Source organism: Streptomyces sp. CB01373 (assembly GCF_002803075.1).
Classification (GTDB): Bacteria; Actinomycetota; Actinomycetes; order Streptomycetales; family Streptomycetaceae; genus Streptomyces.
Window position 1 is genome coordinate 108,507 of sequence record NZ_NNBK01000003.1, and the last position, 17,961, is coordinate 126,467.

General features: G+C 72.3%; 16 protein-coding genes. 3 read left to right on the top strand and 13 right to left on the bottom strand.

The window, feature by feature from the left end:
* Positions 1-122: 122 nt before the first annotated feature.
* The 7 genes from CG719_RS05240 to bioB form a co-directional block, all read right to left on the bottom strand.
* Positions 123-548, bottom strand: a complete 426-nt coding sequence (locus tag CG719_RS05240) for a GNAT family N-acetyltransferase (RefSeq protein ID WP_100567302.1) — start codon at positions 546-548, stop codon at positions 123-125.
* Positions 549-623: 75 nt separating this feature from the next.
* The gene (locus CG719_RS05245) at positions 624-3,191 is read right to left on the bottom strand and encodes an ABC transporter permease (protein WP_100567303.1); all 2,568 of its coding nucleotides are present in this window, start codon (positions 3,189-3,191) and stop codon (positions 624-626) included.
* Positions 3,192-3,195: 4 nt separating this feature from the next.
* Entirely contained in the window at positions 3,196-4,062 is an 867-nt protein-coding gene (locus CG719_RS05250) for an ABC transporter ATP-binding protein (protein WP_100567304.1), read from the bottom strand.
* Positions 4,063-4,273: 211 nt separating this feature from the next.
* Positions 4,274-4,981 (bottom strand): class I SAM-dependent methyltransferase, encoded by a 708-nt coding sequence (locus CG719_RS05255; protein ID WP_100567305.1) that lies wholly within the window; start codon positions 4,979-4,981, stop codon positions 4,274-4,276.
* Between the two features lie 96 nt (positions 4,982-5,077).
* Positions 5,078-5,815: a dethiobiotin synthase gene (bioD, locus tag CG719_RS05260; RefSeq protein ID WP_100567306.1), complete on the bottom strand. Its 738-nt coding sequence runs from the start codon at positions 5,813-5,815 to the stop codon at positions 5,078-5,080.
* Between the two features lies 1 nt (position 5,816).
* Positions 5,817-7,115 (bottom strand): adenosylmethionine--8-amino-7-oxononanoate transaminase, encoded by a 1,299-nt coding sequence (locus CG719_RS05265; protein ID WP_100567307.1) that lies wholly within the window; start codon positions 7,113-7,115, stop codon positions 5,817-5,819.
* Positions 7,108-8,364, bottom strand: a complete 1,257-nt coding sequence (gene bioB / locus CG719_RS05270; RefSeq protein ID WP_100567308.1) for a biotin synthase BioB — start codon at positions 8,362-8,364, stop codon at positions 7,108-7,110. Before bioB ends, CG719_RS05265 begins: the two co-directional genes overlap by 8 nt.
* Positions 8,365-8,512: 148 nt before the next feature.
* Between bioB and CG719_RS05275 the strand changes: the two genes are divergently transcribed.
* On the top strand, positions 8,513-9,640 hold the full coding sequence (locus tag CG719_RS05275; protein ID WP_100567309.1) for an 8-amino-7-oxononanoate synthase: 1,128 nt from the start codon (positions 8,513-8,515) through the stop codon (positions 9,638-9,640).
* Between the two features lie 52 nt (positions 9,641-9,692).
* On the opposite strand, the gene CG719_RS05280 is transcribed toward CG719_RS05275, so the two are convergent.
* On the bottom strand, positions 9,693-9,923 hold the full coding sequence (locus CG719_RS05280; RefSeq protein ID WP_100567310.1) for a DUF397 domain-containing protein: 231 nt from the start codon (positions 9,921-9,923) through the stop codon (positions 9,693-9,695).
* A 9-nt stretch (positions 9,924-9,932) separates the two neighbouring features.
* Entirely contained in the window at positions 9,933-10,817 is an 885-nt protein-coding gene (locus tag CG719_RS05285; protein WP_100567311.1) for a helix-turn-helix domain-containing protein, read from the bottom strand.
* A 227-nt stretch (positions 10,818-11,044) separates the two neighbouring features.
* On the opposite strand from CG719_RS05285, the gene CG719_RS05290 reads away from it, so the two are divergent.
* The gene (locus CG719_RS05290) at positions 11,045-11,500 is read left to right on the top strand and encodes an ATP-binding protein (RefSeq protein WP_100567312.1); all 456 of its coding nucleotides are present in this window, start codon (positions 11,045-11,047) and stop codon (positions 11,498-11,500) included.
* A 53-nt stretch (positions 11,501-11,553) separates the two neighbouring features.
* Here the strand turns inward: CG719_RS05290 and CG719_RS05295 are convergent, their stop codons facing one another.
* Together CG719_RS05295 and CG719_RS35285 are read right to left on the bottom strand one after the other, a co-directional pair.
* Positions 11,554-12,027, bottom strand: a complete 474-nt coding sequence (locus CG719_RS05295) for a C40 family peptidase (protein WP_100567313.1) — start codon at positions 12,025-12,027, stop codon at positions 11,554-11,556.
* Positions 12,028-12,584: 557 nt separating this feature from the next.
* Entirely contained in the window at positions 12,585-12,806 is a 222-nt protein-coding gene (locus CG719_RS35285; protein WP_159024811.1) for a hypothetical protein, read from the bottom strand.
* Positions 12,807-13,110: 304 nt separating this feature from the next.
* Between CG719_RS35285 and CG719_RS05300 the strand changes: the two genes are divergently transcribed.
* Entirely contained in the window at positions 13,111-14,700 is a 1,590-nt protein-coding gene (locus CG719_RS05300; RefSeq protein WP_100567314.1) for an alpha/beta hydrolase, read from the top strand.
* Positions 14,701-14,775: 75 nt separating this feature from the next.
* On the opposite strand, the gene CG719_RS05305 is transcribed toward CG719_RS05300, so the two are convergent.
* The gene (locus CG719_RS05305; protein ID WP_100567315.1) at positions 14,776-15,498 is read right to left on the bottom strand and encodes a lysophospholipid acyltransferase family protein; all 723 of its coding nucleotides are present in this window, start codon (positions 15,496-15,498) and stop codon (positions 14,776-14,778) included.
* 144 nt (positions 15,499-15,642) lie between these two features.
* A complete protein-coding gene (locus tag CG719_RS05310; RefSeq protein ID WP_234375435.1) occupies positions 15,643-17,928 on the bottom strand; it encodes an FUSC family protein in 2,286 nt (761 codons plus the stop codon).
* Between the last annotated feature and the right edge of the window lie 33 nt (positions 17,929-17,961).

Sequence of the window (17,961 nt, forward strand, 5' to 3'; positions counted from 1 at the left end):
AGGGCAGGGGCTGGCGCGCTGTGTCGCGCTCGGGGAGGCTCGCCCATGGGCGGACGCTCACAACCTTTCATGCAGGAACGGATGTCCCGCAATGGTAAAGGAAAGGCAAAGGAAGGTCGTGTTCAGTCCGTCAGGGGCTTCACCCAGCGACGCCAGCGCTCCTCCGGCGCGTAGCCCGCCGCCCGCCAGGCGTGGTGCGCGTTCTCGTTTCGGGTGAGCACCATGGCGTCCCCGCGCCTCCCGCCGAGCCGCACGAACCGTTCCTCGGCGGCCGCCAGCAGGGCGGAGCCGATGCCCTGGCGCCGCCGGTCCGGGTGCACGGCCAGCCGGTACAGATGGCAGCGCCAGCCGTCGAAGCCCGCGATGACCGTGCCGGCCAGTTCGCCGTCCCGTACCGCCAGCAGCAGGGACTCCGGGTCGCGGGCGATCAGGCGGGCCACGCCGTCCCGGTCGTCGCTGATGCTCGTGCCCTCCGCGGCCGTCGTCCAGAAGGCCAGTACGGCGCCGAGGTCGTCTGCGGTCGCCGCGCGTATGTGCAGATCGCTCATGCGGCGATGACACCACGCATCACAGGGCGCCGGGCGCAATTCCAGTATCCGGACGCGGGGCCCGCCGCGACCGCCTCACTCGTGCGCGATCGCCGCCAGCACGTTCATCCGTGAGGCGCGCAGCGCCGGCAGCAGCGCCGCCACTACGCCCACGAGCGCCGCGCCGATCACCACCGCCACGATCGTGCTCCAGGGGATGGCCAGCGCCCTCATGCCCTGAAGTGCCAGCACCCGCTGGGTGCACAGGCCCCACACCAGGCCCAGGGACAGTCCCAGGACCGCGCCGAAGACGGCGATCACCACCGACTCCAGCCGGATCATCCGCCGCAGCTGACGGCGGGACAGCCCGATGGCCCTCAGCAGACCGATCTCCCGGGTGCGCTCCACCACCGACAGGGCGAGGGTGTTGACCACGCCCAGGACCGCGATGACGATCGCGAGGCCGAGCAGCGCGTAGACGAGGTAGAGCAGGACCGCGATCTGGTCGTGGACGAGCTTCTTGTAGTCCGCCTGGTCGCGCACCTGCACATTGGGGTACGGCACGAGGGCCTTCTCCAGGTGGGCGCGCAACTGCGCGGCGCCGGTGCCGGGCGCGGCGTTCACGTACAGGGCGGCGTCCGGGGTGTTCGGCACGTACTTCTCCAGGGTCCCCATGCCGAAGTACACGCCGCCCTCGATGCCGAGCCCCTCGGCCGCGTCCTGGTTGGTGAGCGCCGCCACGGTCAGCCGGGCCTGCCGTCCGCCCTGGAACTCGACGGGCAGCACGGTCCCGGCCCGCACCCCGTGCTTCCCGGCGAAGCGGGCGTCCATGGCGATGTGCCCGTCGGCGAGCGCCGCCGCCGTGTCGCCGCGGACGTACTTGATGTGGGCGACCGAGTCGAGCCGCGGGTCGTACCCGGAGGCGGTCGTCGCGACGCGCTTGCCGTCCGGCAGCCGCAGGGCGACGGCCGCGAGGCGCTGCCGTACGACGGTGCCGGCGCCCGGGGTGTCGCGCACCGTGTGCGTGACCTCCGCGGAGAACGGCAGGAAGTTGCGGTTCTGTACCACGTAGTCGGCGCCCAGCACCCTGTCGATCTGCCGGTCCAGGGAGTTGGTCATGGAGGCACTGGCCACGGACAGTCCGCCGACCAGGGCAAGGCCCACCATCAGGGCGGCCGCGGTGGCGCCGGTACGGCGCGGGTTGCGCAGCGCGTTGCGCTGGCTCATTCGCCCGATGGAACCGAAGAGGGCCGGGAAGGCCCCGCCCAGCACCCGGATCAGCGGGCGCACCAGCAGCGGCCCGGCGACGACGACGGCGACCAGGGTGAGGACGATGCCCACGCCCAGCAGAGAGGCGGCGGTCGCGGTCCGGTGCGCGGCGGCGCAGCCCGCGAGCGCCGCCGCGCCGGCCGCGCCCATGCCCGCGCCCGCCAGCGCGCGCACCCGCAGCGGCCGGCCCACGCCGGCCACCTCGGTGTCCGCCAGGGCCGCCATGGGCGAGACGGCCGCGGCGCGGCGGGCCGGGAGGTAGGCCGCCAGGAAGGTGACACCGATGCCGACGCCGTACGCGGCGACGGGCGTGCTCCACCTGACGACCATCGCCGAGGTCGTCAGGTTCATGCCGAACGAGCTCATCAGCCGGATCAGCCCGGCCGCCAGACCGATCCCGGCCGCGAGTCCCACCGTGGAGCCGACCACGCCGAGCAGCACCGCCTCGGCCAGCACCGAGCGCCGGACCTGCCGCCGGTCGGCGCCCAGGGCGCGCAGCAGACCCAGCTCGCGGGTGCGCTGGGCGATCAGCATGGAGAAGGTGTTGACGATCAGGAAGATGCCGACGAGGACCGCGATCCCGGCGAACCCGACCATGACGTACTTGATGATCTTGACGAATCCGCCGAGCCGGGCGGCGGCCGACTTGGCCTGCTCACCGGCGGTCCGCAGGTCGTAGCCGCCGCTGCCTACGGCCCGGGCGACGCGCTGCTTGAGCTGGGCGTCGGTGACGCCCTTGGCCGCGTCGACCGAGATGCTCGTCGCACGGGCGGTCGAGCCGAGCAGCCTGGCCTGGGCGGTGGGCGTGTCCAGGAAGAGCCTGGCCGCGCCCGGGTTGGTGGTGGTGAACGTGGCGATGCCGACGACCCGGACGCGGAACGAGCCGGGCTGCGCCTGGACCGCGAGCATGTCGCCGATCCGTACGCCGTCGTGCCGGGCGGTGTCGGCGTCCAGCAGGGCCTCGCCGTCGCCGTGCGGGGCGTGTCCGGAGGTCAGCCGCACCGGGCTGCGGTCGGTGACCTGCCAGTTGGAGACGACGGTCGGGGCGCCGGTGGTCGGGCCGACCGCTTCGTTGCGGCTGTCGACGACCATGGCGTTCCGGACGGCCACGTCCACGTGCGTCGCCGCCACGCCGTCGACCCCGGCCACCCGCTGGGCGAGGGACGCCGGCACGGTCTGCACGACCCCGGTTGGCAGTGCGGACGTCAGCTCCTGCCTGGGCGCCACCGTCACATCGGCGGCGGTCGAGGCGAAAAGCTGGTTGAAGGTGCGGGCGACGGTGTCGGAGAAGATCAGGCTGCCCGTGACGAAGGCCACGGACAGGATGACGGCCAGGGCCGAGAGCAGCAGCCGCCCCCTGTGGTCCAGGAAGCTGCGCAGGGTCGCTTTGAGCACCGGGTCAGGCCTCCTCGACGGCGAGGCCGTCCCCGCCGAGCCGGCCGTGGACCGGGTCGAGGCCGACAGCGAGGCCGGGGGTGAGGCCGGGGGCGGCGGGGACGACCGCTCCGGCGAACAGGCGCATGCGTTCCAGCACGGCCTCCGCGGTCGGATGCTCCATCGCGTCCACGATCCGGCCGTCCGCGAGGTACAGCACCAGGTCGGAGTGGGCGGCGGCGTTCGGGTCGTGGGTCACCATGACGACGGTCTGTCCGAGGCTGTCGACGGCGTCGCGCAGGAAGCCGAGCACCTCGAGACCGGCCCGCGAGTCGAGATTGCCGGTCGGTTCGTCGGCGAAGATCAGCTCCGGACGGGAGGCCAGGGCCCGCGCGCAGGCCACACGCTGCTGCTGGCCGCCGGACAGCTGGGACGGACGGTGCCCCAGCCGGTTGCGCAGCCCCAGCGTGTCGATGACCTCGTCCAGCCACTTCTCGTCAGGCCTGCGGCCCGCGATGTCCATCGGCAGCGTGATGTTCTCCAGCGCGTTCAGTGTGGGGATGAGGTTGAACGACTGGAACATGAAGCCGATCCGGTCCCGGCGCAGCCGGGTCAGTTCGCGGTCCTTCAGCCCGGTGATCTCGGTGTCCCCGACCCAGACCTGGCCGGCCGTGACGGTGTCCAGTCCGGCCAGGCAGTGCATCAGCGTGGACTTCCCGGAGCCGGAGGGGCCCATCACCGTGGTGAAACGACGGCGTGCGATGTCGACGTCCACCGAGTCCAGCGCGAGCACGGCGGTCTCGCCCGATCCGTACGCCTTGGTCAGCCCGCGGGCGCGGGCCGCGATCCCGTCGGCCGACGCCCGGCCCGACGGCGCAGCAGGTATGGACACGGGGCCTCCTCGGGGGTCCTTCGACCCGTTACGTCTGGCTCGTGACAGCTTCGTCCCCAGCCGAGCGTAATGTGACCCGGCCCACAGCCGGTATCCGTCAGCGGGCCGGGCGGCGCTCTCAGGGCCCCGGCAACCGCGTGAGGGGCATGCGCGCAGCGCTCTGTGCCTGTGTCCGCACGGAGAGTGGCACACGTGGTGTCCGATCGGCTGATCAGGTGATCGGCCGCCTGCCGGGGCCCGTGGAGAGCGGACGCCAGGCCGTGCCCAGCACGCAGTACGAGGAGGGCAGGACCGGCCCCTTCTCCGGAATCAGCATTCGCCGGTAGGGGCCCAGCTCGAACCCGGCGTCGCGCAGGGCGGGGACCGCGTCGCGGGCCAGATGGCAGCCGCCGCACAGCAGGGGCCACACCGTGAGGTCAAGGGCGCGCTGGGTCAGGGCCATCGCACGGCCCCCGCCGCGGCCGTGCTCGAAGAACCGCACCTCGCCGCCGGGCTTCAGCACCCGTCGCGCCTCGGCGAGCGCGCGCGGCACGTCGCGCACGCTGCACAGCACCTGCGCGAGCACCACCGCGTCGAACGCCTCGCTCTTCACCGGCAGCGCCTCCGCACAGCCCGGCACCACGTCGACCGGGACCTCGGCGCGCAGGGCGGCCTCGAGCGCCCGCTGCCGCAGCAGCCGTTCCGGTTCGATCGCGACGACCTCCGCGACCGAGTCCGGGTAGCGCGCGAAGTTCAGCCCGGTGCCCGCGCCGATCTCGATCACCCGCCCGGACAGCCCGGCCAGCAGCCGCCGGCGCACCCCGGCGATGCCCATGCCGGTCTCCGCGGCCAGGGCGGCCCGGGCGTAGTAACGGGCGAACACCGGATGCCGGACGGCATCCCGCGCCGCCTTCCCGCGGCCGCCGGACCACGACACCATGGCACCCTCCCGACCGTGACAAACCCACGGTGAGTGTCCCCGGCGCCTGCCCCCCACACACCCCGCCCCACACTTCCGCGAGGCCGGGCGGCCCCGTCAGACGCCGCCGGCGAACGGTGCGGGTGCCTCGCGGCCGGTGAAGACCGACGCGTTCCACGTGCCGTCGAGCCGGGGGGCCAGCCAGGTGGGGGCCAGGGAGCGGAAGTCGGGCGGGGTCAGGGCGCCCGCCGCTTCGGGGAGGGCGCCCAGCAGGGGGGCACCGGCGGTTTCGGGGAGGTCGGTGACGTTGCAGCGGCAGGCGAGGTCGGGCTCGGCGGGCCAGCTGCCGATCACCACGCCGAGCAGGTCCAGACCGCGGGTACGCAGTTCACGGGCCGTCAGCTCCGTCGTGTTCAGCGTGCCCAGGCCTGCCGTGGCCACGACCAGCACCGGAGCGCCCAGCAGCCGCGCCGCGTCCGCCAGGGTGCCGCCGTCCGCGTCGAAGCGGACGAGCAGCCCGCCCGCGCCTTCCACCAGCACCAGGTCGTGCTCGGTGGCCAGCTTGGCGGCGGCCTCGGCCACCTCGTGCGGGCGCACCGGCGCCAGCCCGGCCCGCAGGGCCGCCGTCGCGGGCGCCAACGGCTCCGGATAGCGCGCGAGTTCACGCGCCGTGACATCACCGGCCAGCCGGGCGACCTCGTCGGCGTCCCCGCGCTCGTCCGGCCCCACACCGGTCTGCGCGGGCTTCAGCACGGCCACCGACCGCCCGGCCGCGACGGCCGCGGCGGCGACGGCGGCCGTCGCCACCGTCTTGCCGACCTCCGTGCCCGTGCCCGTGATCACCAGTACCGGCATCTCAGCCCTCCCTCGCCGCCGCGCACACCGCGCGCGCGATCCGTGCCACGTCCACGTCGCCGGTGACGTACGGCGGCATCGTGTACACCAGGTCGCGGAACGGCCGCAGCCACACGCCCTCGCGCACTGCCGCCCGCGTGGCCGCCGCCATGTCCACCGCGTGGTCGAGCTGGACCACTCCGATGGCGCCCATGACACGTACGTCCCGCACACCCGGCAGCTCCGCCGCCGGAGCGAGTCCGTCCCGCAGCCCCGTCTCGATCCGCTTGACCTCCGCGCGCCAGTCCTGGCCGAGCAGCAGCTCGATCGACGCGCAGGCCACGGCCGCCGCCAGCGGGTTGGCCATGAAGGTCGGGCCGTGCGCGAGCACCGGCACCTCGCCGCGCGAGATCCCCTCGGCCACCCGCGCGGTGCACAGCGTCGCCGCCATCGTCAGATAGCCGCCCGTCAGCGCCTTGCCCACGCACATCACGTCCGGCGTCACGGCGGCGTGCTCCGCCGCGAACAGGGCGCCGGTGCGCCCGAACCCGGTCGCGATCTCGTCGAACACCAGGAGCACGTCGTGCGCGTCGCACACCTCGCGCAGCACCCGCAGATAGGCGGGGGAGTGGAAGCGCATCCCGCCCGCGCCCTGCACCACCGGTTCGACGATCACGGCGGCCAGTTCACCGGCGTGCCGTTCGACCATCTCGCGCAGGTGGGCGGCGTACGCCTCCTCGTACTCGGCCGGCGGCGCGTCCGCGAAGACCTGACGGGGCAGCACACCGGTCCACAGCTCGTGCATCCCGCCCTCGGGGTCGCACACGGACATCGGCTGCCAGGTGTCCCCGTGGTAGCCGCCCCGCCAGGTCAGCAGCCGCCGCTTGTCCGGGCGGCCGAGCGAGCGCCAGTACTGCAGGCACATCTTGACCGCGACCTCGACCGACACCGAACCGGAGTCGGCGAGGAACACGTGCTCGAGTCCCTCCGGTGACATGTCGACGAGGAGCTTCGCCAGCCGGACGGCGGGCTCGTGCGTGAGCCCGCCGAACATCACGTGGCTCATCCGCTCCAGCTGCTCCCGCGCGGCCTCGTTCAGCACCGGGTGGTTGTAGCCGTGGATCGCCGCCCACCACGACGACATGCCGTCGACCAGTTCGCCCGAGCCGTCCGCGAGCCTCAGCCGGACCCCGCTCGCCGACTCCACGACGAGCGGTTCCTGGCGGCCGGGCATGGGTCCGTACGGGTGCCACACGTGCCGCCGGTCGAGCTCCAGCAGCTCGGACACGTCCGGGCCGGGCGCGTTGTGCGGTTCAGGCATTGGGCGCGAGGTCCGTTCCGGCACCCCGGCGGCGTACGGCGACCAGGTCGGTACGCGGCTCGTTGCCGGCCGCGGGCTCCGGTACCGGCGCCGATTCCGCTGCCTCGGCCGGTGCCGCGGCGGAGCCGCAGACCCCGCCACCCTGGTGCGACCCGCACGCCGGCTCCTCGTGCGACCCGCAGCCCGAACCTTCATGGGACCCGCACCCGGCGCCGTCGCGCGACCCGCACGCGCCCCCGGCCGCCGCCCGGTGCTCGGGCAGCGTCACCTGGTCGGCGCCCTCCACCTCGAACCCGGCGTCCGCGATCATCTCCAGGTCGGCCTTGCCCGCCTGGCCCTCGCTGGTCAGGTAGTCGCCGAGGAAGATCGAGTTGGCCAGGTGCAGCGCGAGGGGCTGCATGGTGCGCAGGTGCACCTCGCGGCCGCCCGCGATCCGCACCTCCACGTCCGGGCAGACGAACCGGACCATCGCCAGGATCCGCAGGCAGCGCTGCGGGGTCAGGTTCCACTCCTTGGCGAGCGGTGTGCCCTCGAACGGGATCAGGAAGTTCACCGGAACGGAGTCCGGGTCCAGCTCGCGCAGCGAGAAGACCACGTCGACCAGGTCCTCGTCGCTCTCGCCCATCCCCGCGATGAGCCCCGAGCAGGCGGACAGCCCGGCCGCGTGCGCCTTGTGCACCGTGTCCACCCGGTCGGCGTAGGTGTGGGTGGTGGTGATGCCGCCGTACGTCGCCTCGGAGGTGTTGAGGTTGTGGTTGTAGGCGTCGGCCCCGGCCTCGCGCAGCCGCTCGGCCTGGCCGTCGGAGAGCAGACCGAGGCAGGCGCACACCTCGACGCCCTCGTTCTGCTCCTTGATCGCCTTGATGGTGTCGGAGACCCGGTCCACGTCACGGTCGGTCGGACCGCGCCCGCTGGCCACCAGGCAGACCCGCTTGGCGCCGCCCGCGAGCCCGGCCGCGGCGGCCTCGGAGGCCTGGTCGGGCTTGAGCCAGGTGTACTTGAGGATGTCGGCCTTCGAACCGAGCCGCTGCGAGCAGTACGAGCAGTCCTCGGGGCACAGACCCGACTTGAGGTTGACGAGATAGTTGAGTTTCACCCGCCGGCCGAACCAGTGGCGGCGCACCTTCCCGGCCGCGGCCACCACATCCAGCAGGTCGTCGTCCGAGGTGGCCAGCACGGCCAGAGCTTCCTCGCGGGTCGGCGACTCGCGCCGAAGTCCCTTGTCCACCAGCGTGTTCAGCAGGTTCATGAGAGCTGATCCTGTCCTACGGCCCGGTCCGCGGCCAAGGAGACTCCGCACAACGACGGGCACATCGACATGTGGGTATGGCCACATGAGGGGCGGCAGGCCTTGCCGCTAGGGTCTGTGCACTGCCTACACATGCCCCGGAGGACCCATGGCGTTCGGCTGGATCGAGGAGCAGGCGGACGCACGCCGCCGGGCCGGACTCGTACGGACCCTGCGGCCCCGCCCCGCCGACTCGCCGCTGCTCGACCTCGCGGGCAACGACTACCTGGGGCTCGCCCGCCACCCGGAGGTGACCGAGGGGGCCGCGGCCGCGGCACGCACCTGGGGCGGCGGCTCGACCGGCTCCCGGCTCGTCACCGGCACCACCGAACTGCACGCCGAACTGGAGCGTGAACTGTCCGGTTTCTGCGGCTTCGAGGCGGCGCTGGTCTTCTCCTCCGGATACGCCGCGAACCTGGCCGCGGTCACCGCGCTGGCGCCGCACGGCTCACTCGTCGTCTCCGACGCGGGCAACCACGCCTCGCTCATCGACGGCTGCCGGCTGGCCCGGGGCACGACACAGGTCGTCGCGCACGCCGACCCGGACGCCGTGCGCAAGGCGCTCGACACTCACGAGGGCCCGGCCGTGCTCGTCTCGGACACGGTGTTCTCGGTCGACGGCGACGCGGCCCCGCTGGCCGAGCTCGCCGCGGTGTGCCGGGAGCGCGGCGCGGGACTCCTCGCCGACGACGCCCACGGGCTGGGCGTCCTGGGCGCCGGCGGCCGCGGCGCCGCGCACGCGGCCGGACTGGCGGGCGCCGACGACGTGGTCGTCATGGCCACGCTGTCGAAGTCGCTCGGCAGCCAGGGCGGAGTCGTCCTCGGGCCCGCGCGGGTGATCGACCACCTCGTCAACGCGGCCCGGACGTTCATCTTCGACACCGGCCTCGCCCCCGCCGCCGCGGGAGCCGCCCTGGCGGCGCTGCGACTGCTGCGCCGCGAACCGGAGCGGGCGGCACGCGCGCGAACGGTGGCGGCCGAACTCCACGCGCGCCTGACCGCCGCGGGTCTGGAAGCGGTGCGTCCGGACGCCGCGGTGGTCTCGGTGCGCGCGCCGTCCCCGGAACAGGCCGTGCGCTGGGCGGCCGACTGCCGGGCGGCCGGCCTCGCCGTGGGCTGCTTCCGTCCTCCCTCCGTGCCCGACGGCATCTCTCGGCTGAGGCTGACCGCCCGCGCGGACCTCTCCGGGGCGCAGGTCGAACGCGCTGTACGGGTGATCGGTGGGACGCGACCATGAGTCGGCGTACACGGCCGCGCGTCACCGTGGGCGGATGTGACCGGATGGTGCGTCAGACGCGGTGCGCCGCGGCCGTGAAGCGGGCCCAGCTCGCGGGGGAGAAGAGCAGCGCCGGCCCGGCCGGGGCCTTGGAGTCGCGCACGGCGAGCAGCCCGGACCACGGTCCCGTGGCGGGCCGGGCCGTCTCGACGCAGTTGTTGGCTCCCGTGCTGTAGCTGCTGCGCAGCCAGCGCACGCCGTGCAGATCGATGCTGGAAGATACGTGCCGAGGCAGAGCGGACATGGTGCCTCCTTAGGCGGTACGCGGTGGTGCGCCGTCAGGGTCCTGGCGTATCCCGGCGATGAAGTCCAACGAGTCCTCGGGCGAGAGGGCGTGGATCCGCAGGGTGTCGAAGGCCTCCGTGTAGGCCTCTAGGTCTTCTTTCCGCTCGAGATGGAAGCTACTCGTCAGGTGGTCGAGAACCACCACGTTCAGATCAGAGGTGTTCGAAAACGAGAAGATTACGAAAGGCCCGGTGATGCCGATGTGCGCGCCGGCGGCGAACGGCAGCACCTGGAGCCGTACCTGGGGCAGCCGGGCCGCCTCCGTCAGCCGCTCCAGCTGCCGCTGCATGATCTCCGGACCGCCCACCTCGCGGCGCAGCACCGCCTCGTCAAGCACCGCGTCCAGCTCCAGCGGCGGTCGCGCGCGCAGCACGTCCTGGCGGGCCAGCCGCACCTCCACCAGCGCGTCCAGCCGGTCCTCGTCGAGCCCGTCCACGGCGGCCCGGGTGACCGCGCGGGCGTACTCGGGGGTCTGCAGCAGTCCGGGGACGACCGAGGTCTCCAGGGTGCGCATCCCGCTCGCCTGCGACTCCAGGCTGATGAAGTCCCGGTAGGTCGGGGGCAGCACCCCGCGATAGGCGTGCCACCAGTGGTGCCGGCCGTCGCCGTCGTCCAGTCCCGCGAGGACCAGGAGCAACTCGCGGAGCTGGGAGTCGTGGACCGCGTACGCGTCCAGGAGCGAGCGCACATCGGCCGGTTTCACCCCACTGGTACCGGTTTCGATCCGGCTGACCTTCGACTGGTGCCAGCCGACCAGGCGGGCCGCCTCACCACTGGTGAGGCCCGCGCCGGTGCGCAGCGCGCGCAGTTCGGCGCCCAGTTTCCGGCGGCGCACCGCGGGACCGTGCTGCATGGGTTACTCCCTCGCTCCCTCTGAACGCTCCACGCGACCCGCTTCACATACGGTCTTCCGTCGCAGAGTTCACCGCATCGAGCGACAGATATATGCATATCCCGGTGGATCGCCACCGAGAGCGGAGCACTGATGGCAGTCTGACGGCGAAGCACCAGTCCGGGACCGTACTCGAACCATCCGCTCAGTGTCGGACTCCGCTCCCGTGGGAAAGGGACGACGTCGCCATGGCAGACCATCTGGAAGCATCCGTCACTCTGCCGAGCGATCCCGCCTCGGTCTGCGCGGCCCGTGCCTATGTGGCCGGCACGCTCGCGGAGTGGGGCCTGCCGCCGGCCACGGACACCGCCGAGACGGTGCGGCTCATCGTCTCCGAACTCGCCACCAACGCCGTACAGCACACTTTGGGGCAGTCACCCACCTTCACGGTGGACCTCGTCCTCGTGCGTGACGAACGGTTGTGCATCGGGGTCACTGACAGCCACCCCCGGTTCCCGAAACGACTGCCGGCCGCTGTCCAGCAGGACAACGGCCGGGGCATGGTGATCATCCGATGGCTCACCGCCGAGTGCGGCGGCAGTCTGACCGTGCGGCCGACCCGGGAGGGTGGCAAGACGGTCTGCATCGAACTTCCGTGGACGGCTCCCGCCCGACCCGTGACGGCCACGGGCCAGGAAGCGTAGGAACGTGCGGTGACGACGCCGCGGCGCCGCCACCGCCCCGCACGGCGGCCGGGTCAGCTGACCCGGCCGTACCAGACGCTCTTCGTCCAGATCTTCTGCAGCTTCACCACGTCCCCGGTCTTCGGGGCGTGCCAGATCTTGCCCGCGCCGGCGTAGATGCCGACGTGGTACACGTACGAGCCCGAGTGGAAGAACACCAGGTCCCCGGCCCGGCGGCTGCCCGCCGAGATGTGCCGGCTCTTGTTGTACTGCTGCTCGGCCGTGCGGGGCAGCTTCTTGCCCGCCCTCTTGAACGAGTACAGCGTGAGCCCGGAGCAGTCGAACCTCCCCGGCCCCGTGGCGCCCCACTGGTAGGGCGACCCCTTCTTGGACGCCGCGATCTTCAGCGCCTGGGACGCCATCGTCACGGCCGAGGCCTCGGAGGCCACACCCGGCACCACGATCGAGCCGCCCACGGCGGCCAGTGTCAGGGCCGAGGCCGTGCCGGCCCGGGCCATCAGCGACGGGACGCGATTGAGCGCAGTCATGCGCAACCCTTCGTCAGCCGCCTGTGAAGGATGACCTGTCGGATTCGGGCTGGCGAAGTTGCCCGGCCGCGTTGCCGCGGCTTCACCCCAAGGGCTGCTCGGGCGGCCATGGTGTGACCGTTCCGGCGACCCGTCGTGCTTGGGTCCTCCACTCCTGCCGATCCACTCCTGTCGACCGGTCATCCGGGCGGCGGCAGGACTCGGCGTCCGCCCGGACCGCCCCGCCGTTGTGGCGGGGGCTTGTCGTCAGACAGGGATCTTCACCCACGGATGTCCGAAAATCCCAATGGAAGCGAGTGTTTGTGTTGTTACTCACCACGCGCCCTTTCGGGTGGACACCTTCGCGATCGAACGGATGCCCCCTCACCCGACGACCCCCGGACCAGCACCGGAACGCCTTGTTCCGCCGTTCGGGGAGGCGTGTTGCGCAACTGTGGCGGTCCCGGAAAGGGAGCCGAACCTACACCGAAAGGCGGTCGGTCATTCGGGGACATTCCGCGCCGCGTGTCGCGGCGCGCCGCCTCCTGCGCCCGTCGTGCCCCCGGTGGTGGATGACGTCAACTTCCGCAGTTTGGCGGCGCGGTGAAGGGGATGGTGCGCGGCTCGCCGTCCGGGACCCGCAGGGCCCGCGGAGCCCGGTGGGTGCCCCAGGGCCGGCCCGGGTCGGCGCGGTCCAGCCCGCCGGTCGCCTCCGGGTAACGGCCGATCAGCTCCGCCTCGGCGCGGGTCGGGGGCCGGCGGCTCGTTCCGCGTCCGGCGCTGCACGCGTTAAGCGGCAATTCGGGACGATCTGGTCAACCAGCCTATATTTCATGACTCCTGGAGCCCCCGACGCCGCCCGCCGCGCCGGCCCGGCCCGCGCCCGCCGCGCGGACCACCCTGGAGCCTCCCGCCCCCCGTGCGGACCGCCGCCGGTCCTCCGGGCGATGCCGAGACCCTCGGGGTTCCGCTCAGCGGGACACGCCGCGCCGCTTATCGGATTGGCAAAGAAGGTCAACGACCCCTGTTCTCAGGGACCTCACAGCCGCAAAGATCCCCGTACCGAATTCGCAACGACGTACGGGGAGGTCCCCCTTGAGGGACATGAGACCCAGGAACCGAGTGCTGGCGCTCGGTTCGGCCGGTGCGCTGGTCACGGCGACCCTGATAGCCGGCGCGGTGGCGACGCCCGCGGCCGGCGCGAACAACGGCCAGGGGCAGGACCGCGAGACCCGCGGCGCGGCGATCGCCGCGGAGCGTGCCGCGAAGGCCGGCATCGACTGGCAGGACTGCCCCGCCGACTGGGGGCTGGCCAAGCCCATCCAGTGCGGTTACGTCTCGGTGCCGATCGACTACGCCGACCCCTACGGCAAGCAGATCAAGCTGGCCGTCGACCGCATCGGCAACACCGGCACCAAGGAGGAGCGCCAGGGCGCCCTCCTCTACAACCCGGGCGGCCCCGGCGGTTCGGGCCTGCGCTTCCCGACCCGGGTCACCAACAAGAACGCCATCTGGGCCAACGTGGCGAAGGCCTACGACTTCGTCGGCTTCGACCCGCGCGGTGTCGGCCACTCGGCGCCCATCTCCTGCGCTGACCCGCAGAAGTTCGCCGAGGGGTCCAAGCTGGACCCGGTGCCGGACTCCGAGGCCGACAAGAGCGTCCAGCGCAAGCTGGCCCGCGAGTACGCGCAGGGCTGCCTCCAGCGCACCGGCCGCGCCATGCTCCAGCAGATGACCACGCCGAACACCGTCCGCGACCTGGACGTCATCCGCGCCGCGCTCGGCGAGCAGAAGCTCAACTTCCTCGGCGTCTCCTACGGCACCTACCTCGGCGCCGTCTACGGCACGATGTTCCCGGGCCATGTGCGCCGGATGGTCGTCGACAGCGTCGTCAACCCGGCCCGCGAGAACGTCTGGTACCAGGCCAACCTGAACCAGGACGTCGCCTTCGAGGGCCGCTGGAAGGACTGGCAGGACTGGGTCGCCGCGAACGACGCCACCTACCACCTGGGCGCCACCCGCGACGCCGTCCAGCAGCAGTACCTGAAGCTGCGCGCCACCGCCAAGAAGAGCCCCATCGGCGGGGTCGTCGGCCCGAACGAGCTGATCTCCTTCTTCCAGAGCGCGCCGTACTACGACTCGTCGTGGGCGCCGGTGGCGAAGGTGTTCAGCAAGTACGTCGCCGGTGACACCCAGGCGCTGGTCGACGCCGCCGCCCCGGACATGTCCGACATCGCGGGCAACATCTCCTCGGAGAACGGCAACGCCGTGTACACCGCGGTGGAGTGCACCGACGCCAAGTGGCCCACCAACTGGAAGACGTGGGACCGCGACAACACGCGGCTCCACAAGACCGCCCCGTTCATGACGTGGGCCAACGCGTGGATGAACCTGCCGTGCGCCACGTGGCCGGTCAAGCAGCAGAACCCGGTGGACGTCAAGACCGGCAAGGGTCTGCCCGAGGTGCTCATCGTGCAGTCCACGCGGGACGCCGCCACGCCGTACGCGGGCGCCGTCGAGCTGCACAAGCGGTTCAAGGGCTCCCGTCTGATCACCGAGAAGGACGCGGGCTCCCACGGAGTCACCGGCCTGGCCAACCCGTGCATCAACGACCGGGTGGACACCTACCTGCTCACCGGGAAGACCGACTCGGCGGACGTGACCTGCGCGCCGCACGCCACGCCGAAGGCGTAGCGATCGGCCTCGGGTGACGAGGGGCGGCCGGGATACCCGGCCGCCCCTCTCTCGTGCCCGGCGCGCCCGGCGGCGTCAACCGAGCGGCGCCCGCGGGAACCTGCGCCTGTCGCCCTTCGCCTCGGACTGCTCCGCCTTGGCCGCGGCCGCGTACTGGTCGACGTACTCCTGCTCGGACAGCGTCAGGATGGCGTACATGATCTCGTCGGTGGCGGCGCGCAGGATCGCCTTCTCGTTCTCCATGCCCGCGTAGCGGGAGAAGTCCAGCGGCTTGCCGAAGCGGATCGCGATCGGGTGCGGGCGCGGGAGGGTCTTGCCGGGCGGCTGGGCCTCGAACGTGCCGATCATCGCGCACGGCACGACCGGCACGCCCGCCCTGAGCGCCATGACCGCGACGCCGACCTTGCCCTTGTACAGGCGCCCGTCGTGCGACCGGGTGCCCTCCGGGTAGATGCCGAGCAGTTCGCCCTTGCGCAGCACCCCGAGCCCCTCCCGGATCGCGGCCTGCCCGGCCTCCTTGCCGGACCGGTCGACCGGGATCTGGCCCGCGCTGCGGAAGAAGGCCGCGGTGAGCCGGCCCTTGATGCCCGGACCCGTGAAGTACTCGGCCTTGGCCAGGAAGGTGATCCGCCGCTTGAGGATCGCGGGCATCACGAAGTGGTCCGAGAAGGAGAGGTGGTTGCCCGCGACGATGGCCGCCCCCGAGGCCGGCACGTGCTCCAGCCCTTCGATACGGGGCCGGAAGACCAGTCTGAGCAGTGGTCCCAGCAGAACGTATTTGAGCAGGTAGTAGAACACGGCTTGCCCCTCACTCCGACCAGCTCGGCTTCGGACCGGTGTTGTGCCAGGTAAAGGGCAGGATCCCGGATTTGGCCCACGTGCGTCAGTAGTCATCTGTAACCGCGTTCGACCGCGCTCACGCCGACCCTTTGCTGACTGGAGTCAAACTGATCCCATCACGGCAACGCGCGCGTCGGCGTGACCGGCTGCCGCCGCGATGGGCGACTGGAGCCGCCGCACTGCTTCCAGATGGTCGCCGGTCCAGATGATGCGGATGCCGGTCGCCGTCGCCCGCCCGTCCGCGCCACGCAGGTCCCGGCAGACCGCCTCGACCAGCCGGGCGTTGTGCTCCCGGTCGGACTCCAGCGGCTTTGGCGCAGGCCCTTCGCTCTCCAGCCCCTCGGCCAGACTCTCGTACCACCGGAAGACCCGTTCCGCCATGACCAGCAGTTCCCTCTGCGCGGCGGCGCGGTCCTCGAGCGGCCGGCCGCCCGGGGCCCGCCGCCACAGCTCCAGGACCGCGTCGGCGGCCAGACGGAGCCCCACGACACCGTTGACCAGAGTCGTCGCCTCGCACAACGCGACGTCCTTCGCTCCGCGCTCGGACAGGTAGGTCCTGAAGGCGTCGTCCAGTCGGCGCGCCGCGGCCGCCGCCCGGCGGCCCTCCTGCGGGGGCTCGATGGCCTCGGGCCTGAAAGTACAGCAGGACACCGCATAGCCCACTGCTCCGAGTACATAGCGCGCGCTGTCGACATACGCCTCCGCCAACGCCCTGGCGAGGGCGGCGGACGCGCCGCGCGGCCAGAAGAGCAGGCCGACGACCAGGCTCACCGCACAGCCGAGCGCGATGTCCTCGACACGGAACAGGATGACCGACAGGTCCGCCGGCCGGGCGATGTCGAACAGGATGACCAGGGTGAGCGTGAAGGCCGCCTGCCCGGCGGCGAACGAGATCGCGGCCGGGACGACGCCCGCGGCCATCACCGCGACGGGCAGCAGGATCCACAGCACGCTCGTGTTGTGTCCGATGAGCTGGAGCAGACCGGCGCCCAGGATCGAGCCGACCAGGGTGCCGCCGAGGGCGCGGAAGACGTTCTGCCCGGTGCTGAGGGCGTTGGAACGCAGCACCGACAGGGTGCCCAGCGTGATCCAGAAGCCGTGCTGGACGCCGGTCACATCGGCCAGCGAGATACCGATGCCCAGGCCGATGGCGCCGCGGATGCTGTTGTGCAGCCATATGGAGTGCGGCTCGACATGTGCGGCGGCGCGTTCCGTGGCGCTGGTCAGGCGACCGGTCGGGGATTCGGGCTCGCGGCCGAGCAGGCGGTCCGGCCAGCCGCGGTGATCGGCGGTCCGGGCGATGTCGACGTTCCGGGCGATCTGCAGGACGACGAAGGCCACCTCCTGAGCCCGGAAGGTGACGTCGAGGCTGTCGACCAAGGTGTCGAGGCCATGCCTGCCACCGGAGCCGCCGTCCGGCATCGGCAGCCGGTCGACTGCCCCGTCCTCCAGCGCGGTCGACGCATGACGGAGCTCCTCCACACCGGCGCGCAGGCGGTCCGGCGTGACGCGCGGATCATCGAGCATCTCCGCCGCCAGTTCCAGTACGGCGGCAGCGGCCCTGCGCACCACCGAGGACTGCCGGGTGCCCGTCGAACCGTCCTCGACGGCGGGGGCGGCCTCCGCGAGGATTGCGCTCAGCCAGGTCAGCTCGTCGACCAGGCGGACCAGTGCTCGGGACCCGGTGGACAGACTGGTGGGCCGGTAGGGGGTGGCGGTGAACGCCTGCTGCAGCTTCTGTGCGCTCGACCTGGTCTCCTGGGCGCAGGCACGGCACTCCACGAAGGAGGGGCCGGCGGCACGGCCCGTGATGTAGTCGGCGTCGGCGCGCAACTGCACCGCCGCGGCTCGGAAGACCCGAGCCGCCGGCGCGCTGAGCGGATCGGCCTGCGTCCTCGCCCACAACAGCCAGACCGCGATCAGGGACGTACCGGCCGCCAGCCCCACGCCGATCAGCCGGTCGGGCAGCTGGGTCAGGGGAGCGGGCGCTGACACCGGCAGGATGAACGCCAGCAGCAGCGACGTCGTGGCGCCGGCCAGGACCGAGCTGACCACGCCCGAGAAGAGCACGACGAAGCCCACCACCAGCGTCGCGGCAGTCGCGCTCCAGACCGACCGCGACGCGAGAGTGCCCAGTGTGACCAGCACCAGCCAGGCCGCCCCGAGCGCCGCATGCGCGCGCAGCCGCTGCACCACGGGGCCGGTGTATTCGACCAGCAAGAGCATCGCGAACGCGCCGAACGCGGCGAAGGTGCCCGTGACCGGCGCGTGGAAGACCTGGGTGCACAGCGCGAAGAGGGACGGCATCACCACCGCGGTCCTGGCCGCCCGCCGCATGGCGGCGAGGCCCGGATCCCGGCGGCGCAACCACGTGGTGAACTGACGCATCTGAATCATCGCAATCCGCCTCGGTGCGGTGGC